This is a genomic window from Natrinema ejinorense (assembly GCF_002494345.1).
Classification (GTDB): Archaea; Halobacteriota; Halobacteria; order Halobacteriales; family Natrialbaceae; genus Natrinema; species Natrinema longum.
Map to the genome: position 1 here is coordinate 3,855,935 of NZ_NXNI01000001.1, position 23,547 is coordinate 3,879,481.

The window sequence follows — 23,547 nt, forward strand, 5'->3', positions numbered from 1 at the left end:
CCGTCCACTCCTTGAAGACGGTCCATTTTCATGCTCGGGCGAGTTTTGATTAACCGAGTGAACGGCCCGCCATCGGTCGGGACGCGATCGCGAGGTCCCGGCGGTCGCTCGCGACCCTACGGTCAGAGCTACTGTTATATGGACCGAACACAACGGTCAATCCATGTCAGGAGACGTCCTCGAACGCGACCTCTTCGATCGGGAGCCCGACGATCGGATCCAGGTGCTCGACGCCGACGGGACCGTCGTTGCGCCGGAGCTAGAGCCCACTCTCGCGGCGGAGACGCTGCGATCGATGTACCGCGATATGCGGTTTTCCCGGCGGTTCGACGAACGAATGATCAGCCTCCAGCGACAGGGCCGCATGGGAACGTATTCGTCGCTGGCGGGACAGGAGGGGTCCCAGATCGGGTCGACGTACGCGCTGGCCGACGACGACCTGCTTTCCTTTCAGTACCGCGAACACGGTGCCCTGGTCGCGCGGGGGCTCCCCTGGGAGTACCTGCTGTACTGGATGGGCCACGAGGACGGCAACGCCGCGCTGGCGGATATCGACGTCTTCCCGCTGAACATCTCGATCGCCAGCCACCTCCCACACGCGGTGGGCTGGTCGTGGGCGGCGAAACTGAACGGCGACGACCGCGTGAGCGTCGTCCACTTCGGCGACGGCTCGACGTCGGAAGGGGACTTCCACGAGGCGATGAACTTCGCGGGCGTGTTCGACACCCCGAACATCTTCTTCTGTAACAACAATCAGTGGGCCATCTCGATCCCCCGCGAACAGCAAACCGCGAGTGCCACGATCGCACAGAAGGCACACGCCTACGGCTTCGAGGGCGTCCAGGTCGACGGAATGGACCCGCTGGCGACCTACGTCGTCACGGCGGCCGCTCGAGAGAAGGCCCTCGAGGCCGACGGCGACCGGCCGCGACCGACGCTGATCGAAGCGGTCCAGTATCGCTACGGCGCACACACGACGGCGGACGACCCGAGCGCCTACCGGGAGGACGAGGAGGTCGAACAGTGGCGCGAACGGGACCCGATCGACCGGTTCGAGGCCTACCTGCGAACCGAGGGTGTCCTCGACGACGACCGGATCGACGCGATCGACACCGAAATCGAGGAGACGCTCGCGACGCTCGTCGACCGCGCCGAAGGCGTCGCTGTCGATCCCAGCGAGATGTTCGAGTACGCCTACGCGGAGCCAACCCCGCGACTCGAGGCACAACGCGACGCCCTCGCGGACCTGCGGGAACGCCACGGCGACAGCGCATTACTCGAAGACGAGTAAGCGCCCCCGCGAGTATATAAAACCGGCAGTGGGACAGGCGAAGGGCGATGTGGCCCCCGCAGTGACCTGCAGTCGAAATGCAACTCGAGCAGTCGTCCGGGAGGGCGACCTGGAGCGGCACGGTGCCGAGTGCGGTCGACGCGCGGGTGGTGGGACTCGTCGTCGTGACGGCGGCCCTCGCGGCCTCGATAAACGTTCCCTACGGCGGATTGCCGATGGCTGCTGGGGCGTTTGCGCTGCTGGCAGGCGGTGGCGTCGCCTGCCACCTGTTCGGTGAACGGAAACTTCGCCGACTCACCGACGACCTCGTCGAGCGCTGGGACGCGGCGGGCGGGGAGATCGAAGCCGTCACGCGTTCGTCCACCGGCATGCAGACGGAGTGGCGCGTGCACACGCCCGACGGCGAGATCGTCATCGGCGGGATCGCACTGGTGCCGATCGCTCGGCTCTCCGTCGAGTGGCAGGGTGTCGGCGATACGATGGCTGCCGACGAAGCGGCGGCGAACATCGACCGCGTCGCCGAGAGCCTCTACCGGGAGATATTCGAGTTCACGTCGTAATCGATCACTCGAACAGTTCCTCGTGGCGGTCCGCCAGATCCGTGTACGCTCCCGAGGAGAACTCGTCGAGGATTTCCGTCGCATCGATTCCCGTCTTCTCGAGTGGCGTGATCTCCGCCGGAACGCCGCGGACGAACGACTCCGGTGGGATCGCGTACTCGTCCGGGACGACGGTTCCCGCGGCGACGATGCTCTCGCTGCCGACGGTGACGTCGGAGTTGATCGTCGCGTTGAACCCGACTAGCGCCCGTTCTTCGACGGTCGTCTCGTTGAGCACGGCCCCGTGTCCGACCATGACCTCGTCGCCGAGTCGCGAGGCGTGAATCGTCGCGTTGTCGCCGACGTGAGTTTCCCGTCCGATTCGGACGGGACCGATATCGCCACGGAGGACGACCCCCGGCCAGACGCTCGCGTCCGCGTCGATCTCGACGTCACCGACGAGCGTTGCGTCCCGGCTTACCCGTGCCGCGTCGTCGATCGTCGGTCGGTCTCCCTCGAATGCGTAGCTTCTGCTGTCGACCATACATAGCCGATCCACGATCGCGCGCATAATACTGCACCACGACTATCCTGACAGTCACCGTCGATCGGACGGACGTCGACACGAAATCGACGCCGGCTCCGTCGACTCGAGGGAGGGGCATACCATTGAACACCATTCAATGGTCTGCAAGCCCACTATTTATCCCGTGTCGAGTCGAACGACTAGTCGAACATGAGCCAGTCAGAATCCCCGATTCGAGCGATGTTCGACGCACAGCGAACCGCCGTCAAACAGAGCCAGCAGCTATTCAAGCAGGGTATGGCCACCCAGCGAAACGCCGACACGATGGCTCTCACCGGCCTGAAAGGCCAGAAGTCCCTCCAGCGCCAGCAACTCGAGATCGCACAGGCGGCGACCCACGGGTATCTCAGCGCGACGGCAGCGATGCTGCCCAGCGACGACGCTCCCGAGGTCCACCGGACGATCGACGAGGCGTTCGGCCAGTTGGAAACGACTCACACCGAGTTCTACGACGCTCTCGAGCGCGAACTGGAGCGAGACGTCGACTCCGCCAACGAGCTCTCCGAGGAGTTCGTCGACGCGCTCGACGAGCAGACCGACCAGCTCCTCGAGATGACGCGGTCCGTCGAGGACCAGACGGTCCAGAACGTCGACGAGCTCTCGGGGCAACTCCGCGAGCAACTCGAGCGGACCCAGGAGCTTCAGGACCGGCTCGAAGACAAACTCGAGGACCAGACCAGCGACGTCGAGGAACTGCTCGAACGACAGGCCGAACAGATCGAGCAGTTCCAGCAGCAACTCGAAGCACAGACCGAGTCGATGATCCAGGAGATTCCGGTGCAGGGAACCGACGAGCCACACACGAAGATCGAGACCGATCCGGAGCACACGCTCGAGTCCGTCGAGGGTATCGACGCGGACACCCGCGAACGGCTCTCGGAGGCCGGCATCGCGACGATCGACGACCTCACGCGTGCCGGCCCCGAGTCCGTCGCAGAAGCCGCCGACATCTCGGAGAGTCAGGCCGAAGAGTGGATCGAGCAGGCCGAGGCCTGAGGGGGACCGGGACCGTCGGCTTCCCGTAACTCCTTCCAGTCGGTCGTAGCCGAGCGAACGGCCGGCGATCGCTCACGACTGGATTTTCGCCACGATTTCGCGGGCTTGCTCTCTCGCTTTTTCCTCGCCGACGTGCTTGTCGATCAGGACGCTGGTGACCTCCCACTCGTCTTCGCCCTCGAGTTTCCCGGTGCGAACCTCGCTCCCCTCGGAGACGGATCGTGCCGGCTGCTCCGCCCAGTCGGGCGTTCGGATCTCGTCGTACCGATCGAGGTCGCGAAACCGGACGTGGATGTAGTCGCCGTCCGTTTCGACGCTGTCGATATCGGGCGTATCAACCATACTCGCTTCTCCGACGCCAGTCTGCCTAAATCTCGGCCCTGAACGTGCCCGGATCGACCGTTTCACACCCATCGACCAGACACCCGCTCGGCCACAGCGAAGCGGCAGTATTCGGCGTGAATACGCCGGCCGAAACGGTTACGTGCCGATCACACTCGAACTGCAGTTCGGGTGGTCTCGAGCTTTTGGCCGGCAGTATATCCGAATCGAACCCCTCTGTGGTCCCATGCTCGTCCTCGGCGACGCCCACGCGTCCGACCCCGACCACTGTGAAACGCTGCTCGAGCTCTACCGGGCCCTCGAGCCCGATCGGGTGCTCCAGCTCGGCGACCTCGAGCGATACGACCTGCCGGCACCGACGTGGTTCGTCGCGGGAAACAACGAGGACTTCGACGTGATCGAAGCGTTGCGCGCGGGCGACGATACCGTCGAAACGCACAACGTCTCCCTCCTCGCGAGCACGGCGGCGACGGTCGACGGGCTCCGCGTTGCGGGCCTCTCGGGGAACTTCGCTCCCACGAGGTACGGCCGATCGCGGGCCGACCTCGCGGGCGAGCGCCGCCGCCACTTCACGCACGAAGACGTCGAACGAGCGGCCAAACTCGAGGACATCGATGTCTTCCTCACGCACGAGGCCCCGAACGGCTTGCTGTCCTACGGCTACGATCCCGGCTGCGAGTACGTCGACGACCTGCTCGAGACGATCTCCCCCGAACTCTGTCTGGTCGGCCACCACCACCGCCACCGGGAGGCCGTGATCGCGGGGACCAGGGTCGTCAGTCTCGCCCCAGCCTGGGAGCGATACTACACGCTCGAGCCCGAAACGCTGGCGCTCGAGGGCCACGAACACGATCTGTCCGTGGGTGATTAGAGAGAAGGGAAGAAAACGAACCGACGCCGACGGCGGTCGCTATTGCCTCATACGGTTTGCTGTCCCGATATCCCGGTGGGACCGCAGGGCGGTCCCGGTGCCACCGGCACCGACGGACAGGAGACCGTCTCAGAACGTCTCGAGGTAGCGGTCGAGTTCCCAGTCGGAGACGTCGACGAGGTAGTCCTCGAACTCCTGGCGCTTGGCCTCGACGAACTTGGAGCTGACGTGGTCGCCGAGTGCGTTGTAGATCGCGTCGTCCTCCTCGAGCGCGTCGACGGCTGCGCCGAGGTTCGACGGCAGGGTGTCGATGCCGTACTCGTCGCGCTTTGCCTCGTCGAACTCGTAGATGTTCTCCCGAACCGGGTCCGGACACTCGAGGTCCTGTTCGATCCCGTCGAGACCGGCGTGGATCATGACGGCGAGCGCGAGGTAGGGGTTACAGGACGGGTCCGGCGAGCGCAGTTCGACGCGCGACGCTGCAGGCGTACGTGCTGCCGGCTTGCGGATCAGCGCCGAGCGGTTGCGGTCCGACCAGGCGACGTAGACCGGCGCTTCGTAGCCGGGCACGAGCCGCTTGTAGCTGTTGACCGTCGGGTTCGCGATCGCCGTGATCGCCGGCGCGTGCTCGAGGATACCGGCGGTGAAGGCGTGGGCCTCCTCGCTCAGGTTGAACTCGTCGTCCTCGTCGTGGAACGCGTTCTCGCCGTCCTCGGTGAACAGGGAGAGGTGCGTGTGCATCCCCGAGCCGTTGATGCGCGGGATCGGTTTGGGCATGAACGTCGCGTGCAGGTCGTGTTGGGCGGCGATCGCGCGGACGACGGTGCGGAAGGTTCCGACGTTGTCGGCCGTCGTCAGGGCGTCGTCGTAGGTGAAGTTGATCTCGTGTTGGCCCTCGGCGACCTCGTGGTGGCTCGCCTCGACCTCGAAGCCCATGCTCTCGAGGCCGTAGATGATGTCGCGGCGAACGTCGCTCGCGAGGTCTTTCGGTGCGAGGTCGAAGTAGCCGCCGGCGTCGTTGGTCTTGGTCGTCGCTCGCCCCTCCTCGTCCTCTTCGAAGAGGAAGAACTCCGGTTCGGGGGCGGCGTTGACCGTATAGCCCATCTCGTTGGCCCGGTCCAGCGCGTTCTTGAGGACGCGGCGCGGGTCACCCTCGAAGGGCTCGCCCGTGGAGGTGTCGTAGACGTCACAGATCATTCGGGCGGCGGCGCTTTCCTCCTTCTGGCGCCACGGGAGAATCGCGAAGGTGTCCGGATCGGGCTTGAGCCGCATGTCCGATTCCTGAATGCGAACGAAGCCCTCGATAGAAGAACCGTCGAAGTAGATTCCCTCGGTAAAGGCCTTCTCGGCCTGTCGCGCCGGCACGGAGACGTTCTTGACCGTCCCCAGAATGTCGGTAAACTGCAGTCGGAGGAAGTCGACGTCCTCCTCCTCGATCTCGTCCAGTACCGCCTGTTCGGTCTCAGTAAGGTTGCCGCTTGTCATCTTTCTCGTCGTCGTATTCTCGGAACCAGCCTACTAAAACACTACTGTTCCGAGCAAATCTTCGGTCTCTCCCACCAAACTGTATATTCGTAAAGTTCTAAAGGGGCGAGTGAGTGAATTGATGTATGACGTACGAAAATCTCGATGCAAAGCTAGTGAATGCACTTCTCGGCGACGGGCGAGCGAGCCTGCGAAGCCTCGCCGAGGATCTCGACGTTTCCGTCACGACCGTCTCGAATCACCTCTCGGATCTCGAGGAGCAGGGCGTGATCGACGGCTACACGCCGAAGGTCGATTACGATGCGGTCGGCTACGACGTGACCGCGGTCATTCAACTCCAGGTCGAAGGCAACGCCCTGCCCGACGTCACCGACACGCTGCGCGACCACCGCCAGATGACCAGCGTCTACGAAGTCACCGGCGACTACGACGTGATCGCCATCGGCAAGTTCGAAGACACCGACGGGATGAACGACCAGATCAAACAACTGCTGACCGATCCCGACATCAAAGCCTCGAACACCAGCGTCGTCCTCAACGCCGTCAGCGAGAACGAACAGTTCGAACTCGCGGTCGACGACGAGGAGTAATCGAACGGCCCCTTTCTGACGGGACACCATCTCGAGTAGTGGCGACTCCGCGTCATCTGTCGACACGCTACCAGCCACTCGAGCAAATGTCGGCGAGCGAGCGGTTCGAAGAACCCGAGCGACGCCGTTCACCGAACGCTTCGCGTTCGGGCCGACGAGCGACCAAAGCGCGGCGCTTCGCGCCGCGGGATGGCGAACGGCGCTAGCCGTGAGCCCGGGAGCGAGGAGTGCTTTTATACTAAATTTTGCCGAGGGCCGCCGAAGGCGGCCCGCAGAGCAAAATTTAGGCCTACATCATGCCGCCCATGCCGCCGCCCATGCCGCCCATGCCGCCGGGCGCGCCGCCGGGGCCGCCTTCCTCGTCGTCGCCCTTGTCGGTCGACAGGTCACCGGCGGAGATGATGTCGTCGATTTTGAGCACGAGGTTGGCCGCTTCGGCGGCGGAGGTGACGGCCTGTTCCTTGGCGTGGGCCGGTTCGACGACGCCGGCCTCGAAGGTGTCCTCGACGTCGCCCGAGAAGACGTTCAGACCGGCCGTGATCTGGCCGTCGTCGTGGGCCGCACGCAGGTCGACGAGCGTGTCGATCGAGTCCAGTCCCGCGTTCCCGGCGAGGACGCGCGGGACGAGTTCGAGTGAGTCGGCGAAGGCCTCGACGGCCAGCTGCTCGCGGCCGGAGACGGAGTCGGCGTAGTCGCGCAGGCGGCTGGCGAGTTCGACCTCGATCGCACCGCCGCCGGCCAGCACGCGGCCGTCGGAGACGGTCTGTGCGACGACGTCGAGCGCGTCGTTGACGCCGCGCTCGAGTTCGTCGACGACGTGGTCGGTCGAGCCCCGAAGCAGGAGCGTGACGCCGTGGGCGTCCTCGCCCTCGACGTAGAACAGTTCGTCTTCCTCGTCGCGGGTGACGTCACCGAAGCCGAGGTCCTCCTCGGTTGCGCTCTCGAGGTCGGAGACGATCGACGCGCCGACGACCTCCTGGAGGAACTCGAGGTCGGACTTCTTGGCGCGGCGGACTGCGAGGATGCCTTCCTTGGCGAGGTAGTGCTGGGCGAGGTCGTCGATACCTTTCTGGCAGAAGACGACGTCCGCGCCGAGGTCGGCGATCGTATCGACCTTCTCGCGGAGCTGTTTCTCCTCGCGGTCGAGGAACTTCTGGAGCTGATCGGGGTCGGTGACGGAGACTTCGGTGTCGACGTCGGTCTCCTCGACCTCGATGGCCTCGTTGAGCAGCAGGATGTCGGCGTCTTCCGCCGAGCGGGGCATGTTGTCGTGGGTGGGGTCTTTGTCGATGATGCCCCCTTCGAGGAGGTCGGATTCGCCGGCGCTGCGGCCGGTCTGGGTCTCGATGTTGAGGAACTCGAGGTCGACGACGTTGTCGCCGTTCTCGTCTTCCACGGTGACCTGACGGATGGCTTCGACGATCAACTGGGAGAGATGCTCCTTGTTGACCTCGGTCCCCTTGCCGGTCATCGAGGTTTCCGCCGTTTTGCGCAGCAGTTCTTCGTCGTCGGTGTCGATGTCGGTCGCGATGTCGTCGATCTCCTCGCGGGCCTGCTCGCTTGCGAGGTGGAAGCCCTTGATGATCGCCGTGGGGTGGATGTCCTGTTCGAGGAGGTCCTCGGCGTTCTTGAGGAGTTCGCCGGCGATCGCGACGGCCGTCGTGGTGCCGTCGCCCGCTTCGTCCTCCTGAGTCTCGGCGACCTCGATGATCATCTCGGCCGTCGGGTTGTCGATGTCCATCTCCTTGAGGATGGTGACGCCGTCGTTGGTGATCGTCACCGATCCCATGGAGTCGACGAGCATCTTGTCCATGCCCTTCGGTCCGAGCGTGGAGCGAACGGCTTCAGCGACCGCACGGGCGGCGCTGATGTTGTAATCCTGCGCGTCCTTGTCCTTGACGCGCTGGGAGTCCTCGCTCATTACGATCATCGGCTGGCCCTGCTGCATTCGCTGACTCATAGTCGAGCGGATGATTGATTGTGCTTCTACATAAAAGTTTCCAAACATCGACAGACCATAGCGGGTGTACGTCGGTCGGTGCGAAACAAAAAATCGGCATAGTGCGCGCCAATCACGACGGTTTCCGTTCGTTCAATCCGATCGTCAATCGTTCCCAGTCGATCGGCGATACGGTGCTTTTATATTAGTGGGTGTGGCGAACGGTCGGCCGACGCGATCGAGCCGTGTCTCGTCAGCGGCGGTCGGTTTCAGTTCGATAATCGTCTGTTTGTTCGGCTGAAACTGGCCTCGTCGCGGTAGTATATTGTTACTGACTCGGATTCGAGTAAACCCAACAGAAGGGTTATGCCGGTAGTCGCGTATTACCATTCGAGCAATGGACGAGCCACCGTCCGTCACCGAATCGTTCGACGATCCCCGAATCACACCGCAGTTCTGCCGTCGACTCTCCGGCGAGACCGGCGACCTCGTTCTCCTCGGCGTCGTCCACGACCACCCCGCAAGCGTCGCACGCGTCGAACGCGTCCTCGAGTACGTCGAGCCGGAAACGCTCGCACTCGAATTGCCACCCGTCGCGATGCCGCTGTACCGCGTCTATGCACACAACGCCGATGCCGACGACTCGCCATCGCCGCGGTTCGGTGGCGAGATGAGTGCGGCGATCCGTGCCGTACCCGACGCCGACCCGGTCGGCATCGACGCGCCGAACTGGTCGTTCCTTCGGCGACTCGTGGGACGGCTGGTCGCCGACCGCGCCGCGCCGGCGACGGCCCGACGCGTCCTCTCGAGCGTCGGTGGCGCGACCCGCGAGGCCCTCGCGTGCCGAGTCGCCGCGACGCTGACTCACGCGACGTCGATGACTGTCGTCCCCGGGGATCGGGTCGAGTATGACTGTGAGCCAGACGACCCCCCGGCCCAGCAGGCCGCCCACGAACGGTCTCACGTCGCCGGCGTGCAGGCGCTTCTCGGGAGCATCGACACGGACGGGTCGGCGATCGCCTACCGAGACGAGACGCGCGAGGAGTGTATGATCGAGCGCCTCGAGACCGTTCGGTCGGCTCCCGGCGACGTCGTCGCCGTCGTGGGTGTCGACCACCTCGAGCGACTCGAAACGGAACTCTCGGCGTGAGGATCGGTTTTCTCCGGAGACTGCTACCGTCGCGTCGGCGGTTCGATGAGGATTTCGCCGTCACCGCTGACGCTTACGTGGTGTCCGTTGACGACGAACGAAAGCGTCCCGCCGGCTCGTGGTGTGCCGTCGTGGCGCGGTCGAAAGAGTTCGTCCAGAGCGCCCGGATCGACGGTATCGTACAGCGAGACGCGGCTGTCGGTCACGTCGACGCCCATGCAGTCGGCCAGCGCGTGGATGACGGTCGTACTGAGTGTTGCCGGCCCGGTTGGGTCGTGCGTCGCGCGATACAGGGGCTGAGAGCGAGACTGCGAGGTGGCGGGGGTGTATCCGTTCATCACTGTTCGTCGTCTCTCACTCTCACCTTGGTGACCAAAAGCGTAACCGTTGATTACTGGATAGATTGTCGCATTTGGCCGCTATACTGGCACGTATCGGTGAAAGTCTCCGTATGAAGAACGAACCGACGGTGGGGAGACCGTGGTATTCGTGGAGCGGTTCCGGACGGGAAACTCACAGCGGTTCGGCCTCCCGCCGATCCGCTCGAGTCCGTCACCGACGTAACCCCGAGATACAGTTCCAGCAGTACGTAAACGTCTGGTCGGCCTCGTTTCGTGCGCCACAATGGGGACACCGGGTCGTCTTCCCGTCGAACTCGGGTTCGCGGTCGTCGTCGACCCGGTCGACGTCGCCGAAATCGTCGCCCCGACGGGGGTACCGATCCGGCCCGGGTGCAGACTGCATTCGCGTCCGATTCGGGTCGGCGAGCGACGGCGTGCGTTCGCTCTCCTCGTCGCCGCGTCGAACGTACAGGTAGTACAGTAACAGATGAAGCAGGGCGAACAACACGACGTAACCGATGAGCCAGCCCCAGAGCTCCATCGTCGTGTGGTACGTTCTCGAGGCACTTGGATATTCCCCGATTTCAGCGAGAATGGGAGTTCAGGCTCGGTGAGTGTTCGGTTACTCGATGTCGTAGAGATCGGTCGAGAGATAGCGTTCGCCGGTATCCGGGAGGACGACGACGGTCAGTTCGTCGGGGTTGTCGGCCGCGTAGTCGGCGGCCGCAGCTAGCGCCGCACCCGAGGAGATCCCGACCAACAGCCCCTCGCTCCGACCCAGCTTTCGGGCTGCGTCTTTGGCCTCGGACGCCTCGACCGCGCGGACCTCGTCGACGAGTTCGGTCCGGAGGATGTCGGGGACGAAGCCGGGGCCGATCCCTTGAATGTCGTGGCCTGCGGAACTCAGTTCCGAGAGAGTCGGCGATTCGGCCGGTTCGACCGCGACCGACGTGAGTTCGGTCTTCCCCCTGTCTGTTTTCAGATGCTCCGAGACGCCGGTAATCGTCCCACCGGTGCCGACACCCGCGACGACCGCGTCGACCGCGCCGTCGGTGGCCGCCCAGATTTCCGGCCCCGTCGTCTCCCGGTGAGCCGCGGGATTGGCTTCGTTCTCGAACTGTCGAGCCATGATCGCGTCCTCGCGGTCGGCGACGATCTCCTCGGCGCGCTCGTTCGCTCCCGTCATCCCGTCCTCGGCGGGAGTGAGTTCGAGGTCGGCCCCCAGTGCTCGCAGGAGCTGCCGTCGCTCGGTGGACATCGAAGACGGCATCGTCAGCACGCAGTCGTACCCGCGGGCGGCCGAAACCGCCGCCAGGCCGATACCCGTATTGCCACTGGTCGATTCCACGACGGTGCCGCCGGGCTCGAGCGCGCCGGCTCGTTCGGCGGCGTCGATGATCGCCCGCGCGATCCGATCCTTGACGGAGTACGGGTTCTGTGCCTCGATCTTCCCGACGCAGTTGTCGGCGAACGCGTCCAGCCGTAACAGCGGCGTTTCGCCGATCAGTTCGCCGACGGTCTCGGCGGCGTCAATATCGCTTGCGGATTCGACAGTCCGTCCCATTAGTCTCCGTAACCGAGACAGTCCCGGTAGCAGTTGCCCCGAACGTCTTCGGAGCCACCAGTACCCGAAGCTCAAACCGTCCTTTGAGCTAGGGGCGACCTTTTTTCCGTCCCCTACTCATCACTCTCCTATGGATCGACGACAGTTCCTTGCGGCCTCGAGCATCGGACTCGCAGCGACGATGGCGGGCTGTACCGGCGGCCAACTCGATACCGACGATCCCGGCGCGGCGGACGATCCCGGATCGGAATCGGATGCGAGCGAGAGTGACGGCAACATAACGGTGGGTGCCAGCGGCGAGGTCGAAACGGAGCCCGATCGGGCGATCGTTACCGTCGGGGTGGAGGCGACCGGCGAAACCGCCAGCGACGTGACCGACGAACTCGCGACCGGAGCCGAACAGCTCCGGGCGGCGTTCGACGACCTCGATATCCCCGAGGAAAACGTCGAGGAAGGCCGCTACCGGGTCCATCCGGCGCACGGACGCGATGCCCAGGGGTTCGAGGGTGCCCACTCGTTCGAGGTGACGCTCGCCGACATCGACCGCGTCGGCGACGTCATCGACGCGGCGATCGACGCCGGTGCCGACAATATCGGCCGAGTGAACTTTACGCTCCAGGAAGACACGCGGTCGGCCCTTCGAGAGGACGCGATCGACGCTGCACTCGAGAACGCCGACGAGGAGGCCGCCCACATCGCCGACAATCGCGGGGTCGACCTCGCGGGGACGACGTCAGTCACGACCGGCGACGTCCGGGTAAACCCCGTTCGCGTCGAGACCTACGCCAGCGCGGGTGCGGCTGACGACGCGGCGACGTCGACGGAGATCGATGCCGATCCCGTGAGTGTGAGCGCGAGCGTCACTGTCACGTACGCGTTCGCCGAGTGACTGCCGACGACCGAATTCACCGCGAGCGGTTCTTTTGGTCCGCCGCTAACCGAACGACTTTTGAATTGTTAGGCTAGCCTAAAACGTATGAAACCGACGCGGCAGTTCGATCGAAGTCGGCGTGCGTTCGTGGCGACGGGGATCGCGGCGGGGAGCGGGGCGCTGGCCGGCTGTCTCGGCGGCGACTCCGGCCCGGAGAGCAGTCGAGACTCGTATACGGTGTCGATGGCCCCGATGGGCGAGATTCCGTTCGACGCCGTCCCCGAGAACGCCTTCGTCAGCTTCACGCAGTACGCCGACATGGCGGTCGCGCTTGGCCACGGCGATACGGTACGGACGCTGTTCGCCCCGGAGATGTCGGGGACGACGATGAACGGGTTCTACGAGCGCCTCGAGGGCGTCTCCTTCGATTGGAAGGGGCTGACGAACCCACTCCAGGGGGGCGTGACGAAAGAGCAACTCTACAGCGCGGAGAGCGACGTCCACTTCCTCGATCCGTCGTACGTGTTGACGACCCAGCCCGATTGGGACGAATCCGACATCGAGGAGATCGCCGACACGGTCGGCCCGTGGGTCGGCAGCTACCACAGCGGCGTTCACAGCGACCCGGCCGAGACTTACGCCGACAGTTACGAGTACTACACGCTCTGGGAACTGTTCGAGAACGTGGCAGCCGTCTTCCGGGAACGGAACCGGTACGAGGCGCTCGCCGAAGTCTACGACGAAACCCGATCGCAGATCGAGTCGGCCCTCCCGCCCGAACACGAGCGACCGACGGTTGCACGGGTCACGCTGGATGCCGACAACGGCGTTTTCTACGCCTATCACCTCAACACGCCCGGCTTCTGGCAGGCGGAGACGCGACCGCTGGGGGCTCGCGACGCACTCGCCGACGTAGCGTGGTCGGGCGACTGGGGCGAGATCAGCTACGAGACCATGCTCGAGGCCGATCCGGACGTCATCCTCCACCTCTGGGGCATCACCTCGCGGTATGCCATCGGGGACATCCGCGCCCAGCTGGCAGCCGATGCGGCCGGCAGCGAGTTGACTGCGGTCCGGAACGACCGGGTCTTCGCCAGCGGGATGCGATACCAGGGGCCGCTGATGAACCTGTTCCAGCTCGAGATGACGGCCAAACAGCTCTATCCCGAGCAGTTCGGCGAGTGGCCCGGCTCCCAACCTGGCGAGCCGTATCCGTCGATTCCGACGGCCGAGCAGCTGTTCGATCGGCAACGCGTCGCGACGATCGTTACCGACGGTGTCGAGTGAGCGTCGCTGTCGACGGTATCGGGTCGACTCAGACCCGGTGTCGGTTCGACGGCAGTAACGTGTGGAACGGGACGGCGGCGGCGGTACCGCGTGGAACGGAGCGACACCGGCAGCGAGAACGACGACTGCCGGCGCTCGTTTCGGAGTCAACACTGTCCCGTTTTTGATACGCCGTCAAAACAGACGCCCCCGCGGAAACGAGCCGTGTCGGCCCGACTCGAGTCGTCGACGACGGAAGCCATATGCTTGAAATAGGTGGCGTATCTGGTAGTCGTATCGACAACACAAGCGACAGAAGAACCTCATGCCTCGGCACCCACGACAGCGGTACGAAGCGATCTGTGAAGCGTCACCGGATGCGATCGTCCTCGTCGATTCCGACGGTCGAATCACCTACGCGAACGCACGGGTTACCGATCTGTTCGGCTACGAACCGGCGGAGCTCGTCGGTGAACCGGTCGAAATCCTCGTTCCCGAAGCCGCTCGAGACCAGCACATAGCCAAGCGGGACGCGTACACCGACGCCCCCGAGATCCGCCCGATGGGTGCGGACCTGGATCTCTCGGGTCGGCGGAAGGACGGATCGGCGGTCCCGATCGACATCATGTTGAGCCCGATCGAGACCGACGGCCACCGCGAGTTCATGGCCGCCATCCGGGACATCAGCGAGCAGGAGGCGCTCCGGGCGAAGTATCGGACGATCCTCGCGGCCGTGCCGGACGCAGTCATCGTCGCGGACGCGGCGACGGGCGAGATCATCGAGGTCAACGACCACGTCACGGATCTGCTGGGCTACGCTCCCGAGGAACTCCTCGGACGGCCACAGACGATCCTCCATCCGACGGGAGCGGAAGACCGCTATCGGGAACTCTTCGACGAGTACATGGTGAACGAGAACCAAATCCTGGGCCAGCGACCGGACGGCTCCGATCTCTACGTCGAAACGAAGACCGGCCGCCACGTTCCCGTCGAAATCAACGCCCACGTTTTCGAACTCCAAGAGCGACGACTGGTCGCCGGCGTCTTCCGCGAGTTAACGACCCGCAAGGAGTACGGGCGGCAACTCCGGACGCTTCACGCGGTGACGCGGGAGTTGATGGATGCAACCGACTGCGAGGAGATCGCCCGTCTCGTCGCCGATGCAGCGCGGACGATCCTCGGATACGAGCACAACGTCGTCCGACTCGTCGCCGACGAAACGCGATTACAGCCGGTCGCAGTGACCGAGAAAGCGGAAACTGAGATGGGCGACCGGCCGGACTACCCGATCACCGGCCCCGCACCGGTCAGTCGCGCGTACGACAACGGCGACTCGCTCCGATACGACGACGTTCGGTCCCTGGATGACGGCTACGATCGCGGCGAGGCACGATCCGCGATGTATCTCCCGCTAGGCGAGTACGGCGTGATCAGTATCGTCGACCCCGCAGTCGGCGCGTTCGACGAGTCCGACGAGGAACTCGCGTCCATTCTGTCGCTCAACGCCGAAATCGCACTCAAACGGATCCTCTACCAGCGGGATCTCGAGCGACAGAACGAACGTCTCGACGAGTTCGCGAGCGTCCTCGCCCACGACCTCAGGAACCCGCTCAACGTCGCGCAGGGATTGCTCGATACCGTTCGAGAGGCGGATACGAGCGAGGAACTCGACGAGATCGAGACCGTCCTCGATCGGATGGCCGGGATCGTCGACGACGTGTTGACCATGGTCCGGAGCGGCTACGACGTCGACGGCGTCGAGGCGCTCGAGTTCGCATCGACCGTCGGCGCGTGCTGGGACGCCGTCGCGACCGAGACTGCATCGGTCCGGGTCGAGTCCAACGGGTTCATCTATGCCGACTCGAGCCGGATCCGGAACCTGTTCGAGAACCTGTTTCGAAACGCCGTGGACCACGCCGGCGAGGGGGTCACGGTGACTGCCGGCGTCTTCGAAGGCGGGTTTTACATTGCTGACGACGGTCCCGGCATCCCCCCGACCGAGCGCGACCGCGTGCTGGAACCAGGGTGGACGACGACGGAAGGCGGCACGGGACTCGGACTGAACATCGTTCGCGAGATCGCAGGGGCCCACGAGTGGGACGTTTCCGTCACCGCGAGTACGGCCGGCGGTGCGCGCTTCGATTTCACCGGCGTTCGAACCGCCATCTCCGACGACCCGTTCGACGGGTAAGCGTCGCTTCCCCGGTGGTCTGTGCCCGATTCCCTCGGGGCTCACGGCGGGGTCGGCCCGACCCGGAACGGCTTTTTCGCCTCGCCCGTCAGCTAGACGTATGTTTACCGGGATCGTCGAAGAAGCCGGCGAGATCGTCGCCCGAGAGCGCACCGAGGACGGCCTCCGGCTCCGCGTCGGCGCCGACGAGGTCGCGACGGGACTCGAGTACGGCCAGAGCGTCAGCGTCAGCGGCGCGTGTCTCACCGTCGAGGAGTACGAGCCGGGCGAGTGGTTCGAGGTCTTTCTGGCGACCGAGACCGTCGAACGGACCTATCTCGGCGGGCTCGACGAGGGCGAGACGGTCAATCTCGAGCGAGCGATGCCGGCCGACGGCCGGTTCGACGGCCACGTCGTCCAGGGCCACGTCGACGCGGTCGCGACCGTCCGGAACGTCGAATCGGTCGACGAGGACTGGTTCTTCGAATTCGACCTTCCCGAGGGGTACGACCGCTACGTCGTCGAAAAGGGATCGATCACGCTCGACGGCATCAGTCTGACCGTCGCGGAGTTCGACGCCGCGAACGGCCGGGTGACCGTCGCGATCATTCCGACGACCTACCGACTGACGACGCTCTCGGAGAAAGCACCCGGCGACCCGATTCACCTCGAGGTCGACGTGCTCGCGAAGTACGTCGAGCGGTTGCTCGAGGCGCGCTTCGAGGAGTGACGTGGACGCGCTGTACGACGACAGTGGCAACCGGGGGCTGGTCCGGACGGTCAGCGCTGTGGCGGTTCGAACTCCGTCAGTTCCGCCCGGCTGTCGCGGTCCACATCGGAGACGATGGTCTGATACGTTCGACGGTAGCGCGCGAGCTTGCGGTAGAGGTAGTAGCCGATCGTGGCGTCGTAGACGATCACGTAGCCGACGAACGCGAGTCCGGGCGCGATCGGCAGGATCTCCGTGAGCAGGCCGGGAACGATGCCGACCGTCACGTTGTACGTGCCGTGGACGAAGGCGGCGACGAGCAGACCCTTGAGGACGATCGGGCCGGCGTACTCGCGGTTGAACTTCGCCAGCCCGAGGTAGTAACCCGCGATCGCCGAGTAGATGACGTGACCGGGGCCGGCCAGCGCTCGAACCGCCGTGATGCCGCTGACGGTCACGAGCAGCCCCGCCTCCGGTTCCGATTCTCCCACGACGCGGCCGATGTAGATCGCGTTCTCGATGGCCGCAAAGCCAAGCCCCGCGACGGCACCGTAGACCGCCCCGTCGATGACCGCGTTGAAGCTGTCGCTTCGATAGGCGAACACCTGCACGGCGAGTAGCTTGACCAGCTCTTCGATGGGCCCGACGATCAGGTAAAAGTAGAGCAGGGTCGCGAGGAAGCCGGCACCGAAGATCAGCTGTGCAACGGAGTTGACGACCGCTGCGAACGTCGCGAACAGGATCGCCAGCAGAAAGGTCACGACGACCAAGGAGAGGGGTTCGTTCGTCGTGATGTCGGCGTACCAGACGTAGGCCGCGAGCAACCCGGCGGGAACGACCGAGAGCGCGAAGAAGAGTCCGACGAACGGTTCCTCGAGGACGAGCGCGGCCGGTGAGATCAACAACACGAGTGTGATCACGATCGCGATCAGCAGGACGATCCCTCGAAGCCCGTAGCTGACCGCGTTGTAAAGCGTGTACGCGAACAGATCGAGAATCGATCGCGGCTCCCACGTCGAGACGTCCTGGAGGTCCGTCGGCTCGCCGTTTCGGTCCGTGGCTCGTTCGACCGGGTCGCGCCTACGCTGCATGGCGGCGTATACACCCGCCGGCCCGGTATAGGTTCGGCAACCGGCGACTCGACGATCACCGCGACGCACCGACTCGGAATTATCAAAGGCCTCCCGTCCCAACCGGCGTGTATGCACTTCGACCAGCGAACCCAGCGGGCGCTTCGCGATGTCGGCCTCGAGACCGACGACCTCCGGACGGCCTCGGAGGCGGTCGTCGAGGCCGTCGCCGAGGACGCGGCGCTCCTCGAGGCCTTCTTCGACGAGCACGACACCGTCTACTCCGACATGGAGCTGGCGCATTCGAGCGCCGACTATCCGGCACACGACGTCGACTACGCGGACATTCCGACCCACGCCGACGAGATGCGCGGCTGGCTCCGGTTCGAGAGCTGGGGCGTCCCCGTCGAGGACGGTCGGATCCTGGACGACGGCTCCGTCGAGTTGCGCCTCGGGCCGACGATCGACGACCGGGTGCGGTTCGCCGCCGACCGCGACCGCCTCCGATGACGAGGGCTCGCGTCCGCGGGATCTACACGACCGCGGTTACCCAGCTGCTGAGCGAGGCCGGCTACGAGGTCGTCCAGGCCTCCGAACCGATCCGGGAGCGCTTCGAGCAGTCGTTCGAGCCCGCGCCGGCCGACGTCTCGGTCGAGACGACGCGCGACCGGCAGGGCGTCGAGCTCTCGGGCGATCCCGACGCGGTCGAGACCGTCGCGGACGAACTCGCGGCGCTCGCCATCGACGCGTTCCGCTGGACCGACGAGGCGTCCCGCGGCGCGGTCTTCGACGCCGAGGTACTCGAGGGCGGTGGCGGCAGCGGCGCGGTCGTCGACCTCGGCGACGGCCGGCGCGGCTTTCTGAACTACGACGACGCCGACGGCTACGTCGACGCCGGGAATCGATACCGGGTCCAGGTCCACGAACCCGCACCGCCGTGGGAGGACGACCGGCCGCTCGTAGTGCCCACGCTCGAGGTCGGGGGCGGGCTCTGTACGCTCTCCCGTGACCGAACCGGTGTTTCGGCGTCGCTGCGCGGCGAGCGCGCGGAGGAGTTGGTCGGCATGACCGAGTTGCTCGCCGTCGAGATTCCGGAGGGCTGGGGCCTGCGCTGGCAACACGCCGCGGCCGACGCCGACCTCGAGGCGATGGGAACGGCCCTCGAGGACGCCGCGAACCGGGCACGGGCGCTCGAGGCTGCGCTCGCCGATGCGCCCGCGGAGCCCGGCGAGCCAGGACTCCTCGCCGCACCGCGTGGGACCGAGTGGCTCTGGTTCGGTCGCGAGTCGCGGCTCGCGCTGGACGGGGTCCGGCGTCGGGTGGAGACGACGATGCCGGGCCATCACCGGACGAAAGCGGCCGATCGAGCCGCGAGCGCGGCGGTCGACTTCGCGGAGGCGGTCTGTGGCTCCCTCGGGGACGATCCGAGCGCCGACGGCGGCGAGTTCCCCTTCGCCGCGGTCGCTCGCCAGTTCGGCCCCACGAGGGGCGATCGCCTCGAGATCGGCCACGGCAAGCCCGACGGGCGATGCATCTCGCTGGGTCGCGGCGAGGTCACCGACTGGGAGCCCGAGGGGAAGCTCACGCTCGAGCGCTCGATGCGCGGCGGGGGCAGCTACGACGCGCTCGGCGTTCCCAAGGAGTCGGGCGACGTCGCCGTGACGAAGTTCAGGGAAGGGCGATGGTGGTATCCGACGACGTACAAAGACGCGAGCGGCGCGGCGAAGGGAACGTACGTCAACGTCTGTACGCCGGTCGAACTCTTTCCGGACTGTGCGCGCTACGTGGACCTCTACGTCGACGTGATTCGGGGAGCCGACGGGACGGTCGAGATCGTGGATGCGGACGAACTCGAGGCGGCCGTCGACGACGGACTGGTTTCCGAGGCGCTCTCGGAAAAGGCGATGGACGTCGCGGAGGCCGTCCAGCGAGCGCTCTCGACGTAGCGTCGAGTACTGCTATGGACGTTCATCTTCGAGCGCCTCGACTCGTTGCTCGAGCGCCCGAACCCGTTCGTCGTCGTTGCGCCTTCTATCGAGGAACGTGACGATCGCAACGATGACGATGATCGGAACAGCGAGGAAGAAGACGGCCAGTAACAGCAGTATCAGCAGTTCCGGACCGCCAATCCCGCCAGGGATACCGACAGTGATCACGGATCCTGTCACGCAACGATAGCGTATATATGTTGATATGTTCGCACTTCCCGTCGGACGCGACCGTGATCGAGCACGCCGCTCGAAGATTCAGTCCGAGGCGCTCGCGACTTCATCCACGCCGCTGGCGCTCGGAAGCACGCCGACGTAATCGTCCAGGTCGAGCGCGAACGTCCCTGTACGCTGGGGCCGGACCCAGCGAAACTCGAACTCGGCACCGTGTTCGCCCCCGCCGTCGGTGACAGTGTGCGTCCACCGGTCGCGTGGCTCGTGGACCGTCGCGTGGAAGAAGTGGCGCACGTAGCGCTTTGGCGGCTCCTCGCGTCGCGTCCAGACATCGGTCGTCAGGTGTCGCGTTCCGTTCAGCGTCCCGAGTCCGCTCTCCTCGAGGACCTCCCTGAACAGCGCTTCTCTTGGTGATTCGCCGTCCTCGAGCGTTCCCTTGGGGATCTGTAGGCCGTCGTGTCCCGGTCCCTCGAAGACCAGTAACTCGTCCGTGTCGCGGGTGATGTACGCACACGCCTTCTGGACGTACGTGACATCGGTCATGCTACATGCAAACACTGTTCTCCCATAAAAGTCTATCATCGAGGATCTTCTAGGGGATTAAGGGAGTTGTATGTCCGGGAATCGTGGCAAAAATGCGACGATCGGTGTACTCAGTCGGAAGCGATAGCCGGTTCCGCCTCTCCGACGGGTTCCTCGCCGTCGAGATAGGTGAACAACGTCGCGAGCGCCGGCCCGGAGATGTTGTGCCAGACGCTAAAGAGCGCCGGGATCAACGCGGCGCTCGGGCTGAAGTGAGCCGTCGCGAGGGCGACGGCCAGTCCGCTGTTTTGCAGGCCGACTTCGAACGCACACGCCCGCGCCCGATCTTCGGCCATGTTCGCCGCGTGCCCGACAGCGTACCCGGCTCCCAGCCCGAGGCCGTTGTGCAGCACGACCGCGAGGAAGACGAGGACGCTCGCGCCGAGTATCGTCTCGACGCTGAGTCCCACGACCGCCGCGACGATGGCGACGATCGCGACCACGCTGATCGCGGGGAAGATCGAGAGCCCCGCCTGTGCGACCGCCGGGGCGTACTCGTCGAGTACGTAGCGCAACACCAGGCCGCCGATGACCGGGAGCAAGACGACCTGCACGATCGAGGACGCCATCTCGGCGAACGTGACCGTGATCGACTCGCCCGCGAGCAGGACGATCCACGCGGGCATCACTACCGGCGCGGCGATCGTCGTCAGCGACGTGATCGACACCGACAGCGCGACGTCGCCGCGACCGAGGTAGGTCATCACGTTCGACGCGGTGCCGCCCGGCGCTGCGCCGACGAGGATCAGCCCGATGCCGATCTCCGCGGGCAGTCCGAGCACGACGACGAGGGCGTAGGCGATCGTCGGCATCAGAATCCATTGCCCCATCGCCCCGATGAAAACGTCCCGCGGCCGCTCGAGGATCCGGCGGAAATCCGCCGGGGTCAGCGTCAGCCCCATCCCGAGCATGATGATCCCCAGAAGCGGCGTAATATACGGTGCGATCGGCGTGAACGTCTCGGGCGAATAAAGTGCCAGTGGGAAAACAATTAGTACCCAGACGACGAAATATTTACTCGTCAGCGAGCCTATTTTCTCCAGGTAGCGTTGCCAGCTCATCGAATTCTCACCGTCTCGAGGATCATGCTCGACCGTCTGTGGGACTGATATTTCAATACTACGACTTCCGTGGCCCGCTGTCGGTTTTCGCTCGATCGACTGGAGACGTCGACCACGGCGTGACTCGTTCTCTCGGGTTCGCGACGCTCTCCGACCCGCCTCGAGTGTCCGTCGATCGACCTGGGATCAGGTCGCGAAGTTGTCCTCGGCCACGGACCGTCCGCAAACGGGACAGCCGTTCGCCAGCGTTGCCTCGCGCATCGGGTCGGTTACTTGGATCTCTCGGCGACAGTCCGGGCAGGTGAATTCGTACGGTCTCATGGGTCTCGGTGGGGATGCTCCAGTTGATTCATTGCTCTCGTTCGGGATAGGGAGACGACCCAGATATGGAGGGCCCTATTTACCATGCGGTGGCAACGTCCCCGTTTCACTCCCCGAGTACCGATTTCAGGAGCGTGGCTTCGGCCTTCCGGAGGTGTTCGGCGGCCGTACTCGGCGCACAGTCGATCGCGTTCGCGACGGCCTCGTGACCGGCGTCCCGAGGGATCTCGTAGTAGCCGAGATCGACCGCCGTCTCGATCGCCTCGCGCTGGCGGTCGCTCAGCCGGGACTCGGTGATCCCGGGCGCTGTCTCCATCCCGCCGATTTCGGTGACCGTCACCGCGATCGGATCCGGGATCCGTTCAATCGCCGTCTGAATCGCTCCCGACGGCCCGACGACCGAGTACGAGACGGTGCCGTCGGCCGCGTACTCGACCGGTGGGATTACGACAACGGGGCTTCCAGTGGCGAGTTCGAACACCCCTCGGAGCGGTTCGGTCATCGCGTCCCTGATGTAGGTGTAGAAGGCCTCGTCGCCCGCCGGCGCGATTTCGGACGCCAACACGTGGGGAATCGCTTCGATCGCTGCGTCGAACCGCTCCCGATCGCCCTCGACGTAGTGCATGATGCCGAGTTCGTCCCCGGCGAAGTTCCACTGCAACGCCCTCGAGCGGCCGACGTACGGTGCGTTGACCAGGACGTCGTATACCGGATGGATCTCGGCCTCGCGACCGTTCGCGTCGAGCGATATCCGGACGTGTTTCATACGGTGAGTGTTTGTCTCCAACGCTTAAACCCCACAGACGGATCCGGCACCGGTGATTCGGCGCTCGAGGACGAATCGACGCTACCCATGACCTGTCGGACGCTTCTCACGGGTGCGACCGGAACGCTCGGGACGGCGTTGCGTCCTCGATTGCGCGATGCGGGCCACGACGTGCGGGCGGCGAGTCGCTCGCCGCCGTCCGACGACGGCGCGTGGGTCGCGATGAACCTGGCCGACGGAACGGGTATCCGCGAAGCCATCGCAGACGTCGACGTCGTCGTCCACGCGGCGACCGCTGCGACCGGCGATAGCGAGGCAGTGGACGTCCGCGGTACCGAACGATTGCTCGAGGCGGCCGCCGACGTCGGGGTCTCGAACGTCGTGTACGTCTCTATCGTCGGCGTCGATGCGATTCCCTACTCGTACTACCGGCACAAGGTCGCGGCCGAACGAGCCGTCGAGACGAGTTCCGTCCCGTCGACTATCGTCCGGGCAACGCAGTTCCACTCGTTCGTCTTCGATCTCCTCGAGTCGGTCGCTCGCCTGCCGGTCTGGCCGCTCCCGACGGCGTTCCGGCTCCAGCCGATCCACGTCGGCGAAGCGGCGGACACGATCGCCGAGTACGCGACGCCCGAACCGGCCGGTCGCGTGCCCGACGTCGGCGGTCCCGAGGTCCGGACCGTCGGCGAACTCGCGCGGACCTATCGCGACGCAAAGGGGTTGAGCCGCCCTCTCGTCCGCCTCCCGCTTCCCGGAGAGATCGCTGCCGGGTTTCGATCCGGCGACGGAACCTGCCCGGACCGAACGGTCGGGACGGTGACCTGGCGCGAGTGGGTCAGGGCACGCTGTGACTGACCACCGATCGTCCTCCCCGC

The 23,547-nt window shown here is 65.2% G+C and carries 26 protein-coding genes; 13 read left to right on the forward strand and 13 right to left on the reverse strand.

The window, feature by feature from the left end:
* Positions 1 to 163 precede the first annotated feature (163 nt).
* Both pdhA and CP557_RS18900 read left to right on the forward strand, forming a co-directional pair.
* A complete protein-coding gene (pdhA, locus tag CP557_RS18895; RefSeq protein ID WP_097381333.1) occupies positions 164 to 1,291 on the forward strand; it encodes a pyruvate dehydrogenase (acetyl-transferring) E1 component subunit alpha in 1,128 nt (375 codons plus the stop codon).
* Between the two features lie 77 nt (positions 1,292 to 1,368).
* Complete coding sequence (locus CP557_RS18900; protein WP_097381334.1) at positions 1,369 to 1,851, forward strand: hypothetical protein; 483 nt, start codon at positions 1,369 to 1,371, stop codon at positions 1,849 to 1,851.
* Positions 1,852 to 1,855: 4 nt separating this feature from the next.
* On the opposite strand, the gene CP557_RS18905 is transcribed toward CP557_RS18900, so the two are convergent.
* Positions 1,856 to 2,374: a gamma carbonic anhydrase family protein gene (locus CP557_RS18905; protein WP_097381722.1), complete on the reverse strand. Its 519-nt coding sequence runs from the start codon at positions 2,372 to 2,374 to the stop codon at positions 1,856 to 1,858.
* A gap of 192 nt (positions 2,375 to 2,566) precedes the next feature.
* On the opposite strand from CP557_RS18905, the gene CP557_RS18910 reads away from it, so the two are divergent.
* Positions 2,567 to 3,412 carry a helix-hairpin-helix domain-containing protein gene (locus CP557_RS18910; protein WP_245853059.1) on the forward strand — a complete coding sequence of 282 codons (846 nt, stop codon included), beginning with the start codon at positions 2,567 to 2,569 and terminating at the stop codon, positions 3,410 to 3,412.
* A gap of 72 nt (positions 3,413 to 3,484) precedes the next feature.
* Here the strand turns inward: CP557_RS18910 and CP557_RS18915 are convergent, their stop codons facing one another.
* Positions 3,485 to 3,754, reverse strand: a complete 270-nt coding sequence (locus CP557_RS18915) for a hypothetical protein (protein WP_097381336.1) — start codon at positions 3,752 to 3,754, stop codon at positions 3,485 to 3,487.
* A gap of 226 nt (positions 3,755 to 3,980) precedes the next feature.
* Between CP557_RS18915 and CP557_RS18920 the strand changes: the two genes are divergently transcribed.
* Positions 3,981 to 4,625 carry a metallophosphoesterase family protein gene (locus CP557_RS18920; RefSeq protein WP_097381337.1) on the forward strand — a complete coding sequence of 215 codons (645 nt, stop codon included), beginning with the start codon at positions 3,981 to 3,983 and terminating at the stop codon, positions 4,623 to 4,625.
* A 129-nt stretch (positions 4,626 to 4,754) separates the two neighbouring features.
* On the opposite strand, the gene glnA is transcribed toward CP557_RS18920, so the two are convergent.
* Positions 4,755 to 6,110, reverse strand: a complete 1,356-nt coding sequence (gene glnA / locus CP557_RS18925; RefSeq protein WP_097381338.1) for a type I glutamate--ammonia ligase — start codon at positions 6,108 to 6,110, stop codon at positions 4,755 to 4,757.
* Between the two features lie 125 nt (positions 6,111 to 6,235).
* On the opposite strand from glnA, the gene lrp reads away from it, so the two are divergent.
* Complete coding sequence (lrp, locus tag CP557_RS18930; protein ID WP_097381339.1) at positions 6,236 to 6,700, forward strand: HTH-type transcriptional regulator Lrp; 465 nt, start codon at positions 6,236 to 6,238, stop codon at positions 6,698 to 6,700.
* Between the two features lie 289 nt (positions 6,701 to 6,989).
* Here lrp and thsB read toward each other — a convergent pair whose 3' ends face one another.
* The gene (thsB, locus tag CP557_RS18935; RefSeq protein WP_097381340.1) at positions 6,990 to 8,660 is read right to left on the reverse strand and encodes a thermosome subunit beta; all 1,671 of its coding nucleotides are present in this window, start codon (positions 8,658 to 8,660) and stop codon (positions 6,990 to 6,992) included.
* A gap of 376 nt (positions 8,661 to 9,036) precedes the next feature.
* On the opposite strand from thsB, the gene CP557_RS18940 reads away from it, so the two are divergent.
* Entirely contained in the window at positions 9,037 to 9,789 is a 753-nt protein-coding gene (locus tag CP557_RS18940; RefSeq protein WP_097381341.1) for a hypothetical protein, read from the forward strand.
* 23 nt (positions 9,790 to 9,812) lie between these two features.
* On the opposite strand, the gene CP557_RS18945 is transcribed toward CP557_RS18940, so the two are convergent.
* The 3 genes from CP557_RS18945 to cysK form a co-directional block, all read right to left on the reverse strand.
* Positions 9,813 to 10,127 (reverse strand): HalOD1 output domain-containing protein, encoded by a 315-nt coding sequence (locus tag CP557_RS18945; RefSeq protein ID WP_097381342.1) that lies wholly within the window; start codon positions 10,125 to 10,127, stop codon positions 9,813 to 9,815.
* A gap of 214 nt (positions 10,128 to 10,341) precedes the next feature.
* Positions 10,342 to 10,671 carry a DUF7577 domain-containing protein gene (locus CP557_RS18950; protein WP_097381343.1) on the reverse strand — a complete coding sequence of 110 codons (330 nt, stop codon included), beginning with the start codon at positions 10,669 to 10,671 and terminating at the stop codon, positions 10,342 to 10,344.
* An 81-nt stretch (positions 10,672 to 10,752) separates the two neighbouring features.
* Positions 10,753 to 11,694 (reverse strand): cysteine synthase A, encoded by a 942-nt coding sequence (gene cysK, locus CP557_RS18955; protein WP_097381344.1) that lies wholly within the window; start codon positions 11,692 to 11,694, stop codon positions 10,753 to 10,755.
* Positions 11,695 to 11,824: 130 nt separating this feature from the next.
* Between cysK and CP557_RS18960 the strand changes: the two genes are divergently transcribed.
* The 4 genes from CP557_RS18960 (at position 11,825) to CP557_RS18975 (ending at position 16,731) form a co-directional block, all read left to right on the forward strand.
* Positions 11,825 to 12,583 (forward strand): SIMPL domain-containing protein, encoded by a 759-nt coding sequence (locus tag CP557_RS18960; protein WP_097381345.1) that lies wholly within the window; start codon positions 11,825 to 11,827, stop codon positions 12,581 to 12,583.
* Between the two features lie 87 nt (positions 12,584 to 12,670).
* Entirely contained in the window at positions 12,671 to 13,852 is a 1,182-nt protein-coding gene (locus tag CP557_RS18965) for an ABC transporter substrate-binding protein (protein ID WP_097381346.1), read from the forward strand.
* 304 nt (positions 13,853 to 14,156) lie between these two features.
* Entirely contained in the window at positions 14,157 to 16,022 is a 1,866-nt protein-coding gene (locus CP557_RS18970; protein ID WP_097381347.1) for a PAS domain-containing sensor histidine kinase, read from the forward strand.
* A 100-nt stretch (positions 16,023 to 16,122) separates the two neighbouring features.
* Entirely contained in the window at positions 16,123 to 16,731 is a 609-nt protein-coding gene (locus tag CP557_RS18975) for a riboflavin synthase (protein ID WP_097381348.1), read from the forward strand.
* A gap of 50 nt (positions 16,732 to 16,781) precedes the next feature.
* On the opposite strand, the gene CP557_RS18980 is transcribed toward CP557_RS18975, so the two are convergent.
* Positions 16,782 to 17,801, reverse strand: coding sequence for a PrsW family intramembrane metalloprotease (locus tag CP557_RS18980; protein WP_097381349.1), 1,020 nt, complete (start codon positions 17,799 to 17,801; stop codon positions 16,782 to 16,784).
* Positions 17,802 to 17,912: 111 nt separating this feature from the next.
* Here CP557_RS18980 and CP557_RS18985 point away from each other — a divergent pair, with 111 nt between their 5' ends.
* Positions 17,913 to 18,290, forward strand: coding sequence for a DUF7532 family protein (locus CP557_RS18985; RefSeq protein ID WP_097381350.1), 378 nt, complete (start codon positions 17,913 to 17,915; stop codon positions 18,288 to 18,290).
* Complete coding sequence (locus CP557_RS18990) at positions 18,287 to 19,726, forward strand: DUF402 domain-containing protein (protein ID WP_097381351.1); 1,440 nt, start codon at positions 18,287 to 18,289, stop codon at positions 19,724 to 19,726. Before CP557_RS18985 ends, CP557_RS18990 begins: the two co-directional genes overlap by 4 nt.
* Positions 19,727 to 19,738: 12 nt before the next feature.
* Here CP557_RS18990 and CP557_RS18995 read toward each other — a convergent pair whose 3' ends face one another.
* The 5 genes from CP557_RS18995 to CP557_RS19015 all read right to left on the reverse strand — a co-directional run bounded on the left by CP557_RS18995 (position 19,739) and on the right by CP557_RS19015 (position 22,672).
* The gene (locus CP557_RS18995) at positions 19,739 to 19,936 is read right to left on the reverse strand and encodes a hypothetical protein (RefSeq protein WP_097381352.1); all 198 of its coding nucleotides are present in this window, start codon (positions 19,934 to 19,936) and stop codon (positions 19,739 to 19,741) included.
* Positions 19,937 to 20,026: 90 nt separating this feature from the next.
* The gene (locus CP557_RS19000) at positions 20,027 to 20,485 is read right to left on the reverse strand and encodes an NUDIX hydrolase (protein WP_097381353.1); all 459 of its coding nucleotides are present in this window, start codon (positions 20,483 to 20,485) and stop codon (positions 20,027 to 20,029) included.
* Between the two features lie 110 nt (positions 20,486 to 20,595).
* Positions 20,596 to 21,585, reverse strand: coding sequence for a bile acid:sodium symporter family protein (locus tag CP557_RS19005; RefSeq protein WP_097381354.1), 990 nt, complete (start codon positions 21,583 to 21,585; stop codon positions 20,596 to 20,598).
* 186 nt (positions 21,586 to 21,771) lie between these two features.
* Positions 21,772 to 21,906, reverse strand: a complete 135-nt coding sequence (locus tag CP557_RS19010) for a DUF7560 family zinc ribbon protein (protein WP_097381355.1) — start codon at positions 21,904 to 21,906, stop codon at positions 21,772 to 21,774.
* Positions 21,907 to 22,012: 106 nt separating this feature from the next.
* The gene (locus CP557_RS19015; RefSeq protein ID WP_097381356.1) at positions 22,013 to 22,672 is read right to left on the reverse strand and encodes a helix-turn-helix domain-containing protein; all 660 of its coding nucleotides are present in this window, start codon (positions 22,670 to 22,672) and stop codon (positions 22,013 to 22,015) included.
* A gap of 87 nt (positions 22,673 to 22,759) precedes the next feature.
* On the opposite strand from CP557_RS19015, the gene CP557_RS19020 reads away from it, so the two are divergent.
* A complete protein-coding gene (locus CP557_RS19020) occupies positions 22,760 to 23,527 on the forward strand; it encodes an SDR family oxidoreductase (protein ID WP_097381357.1) in 768 nt (255 codons plus the stop codon).
* Positions 23,528 to 23,547 lie beyond the last annotated feature (20 nt).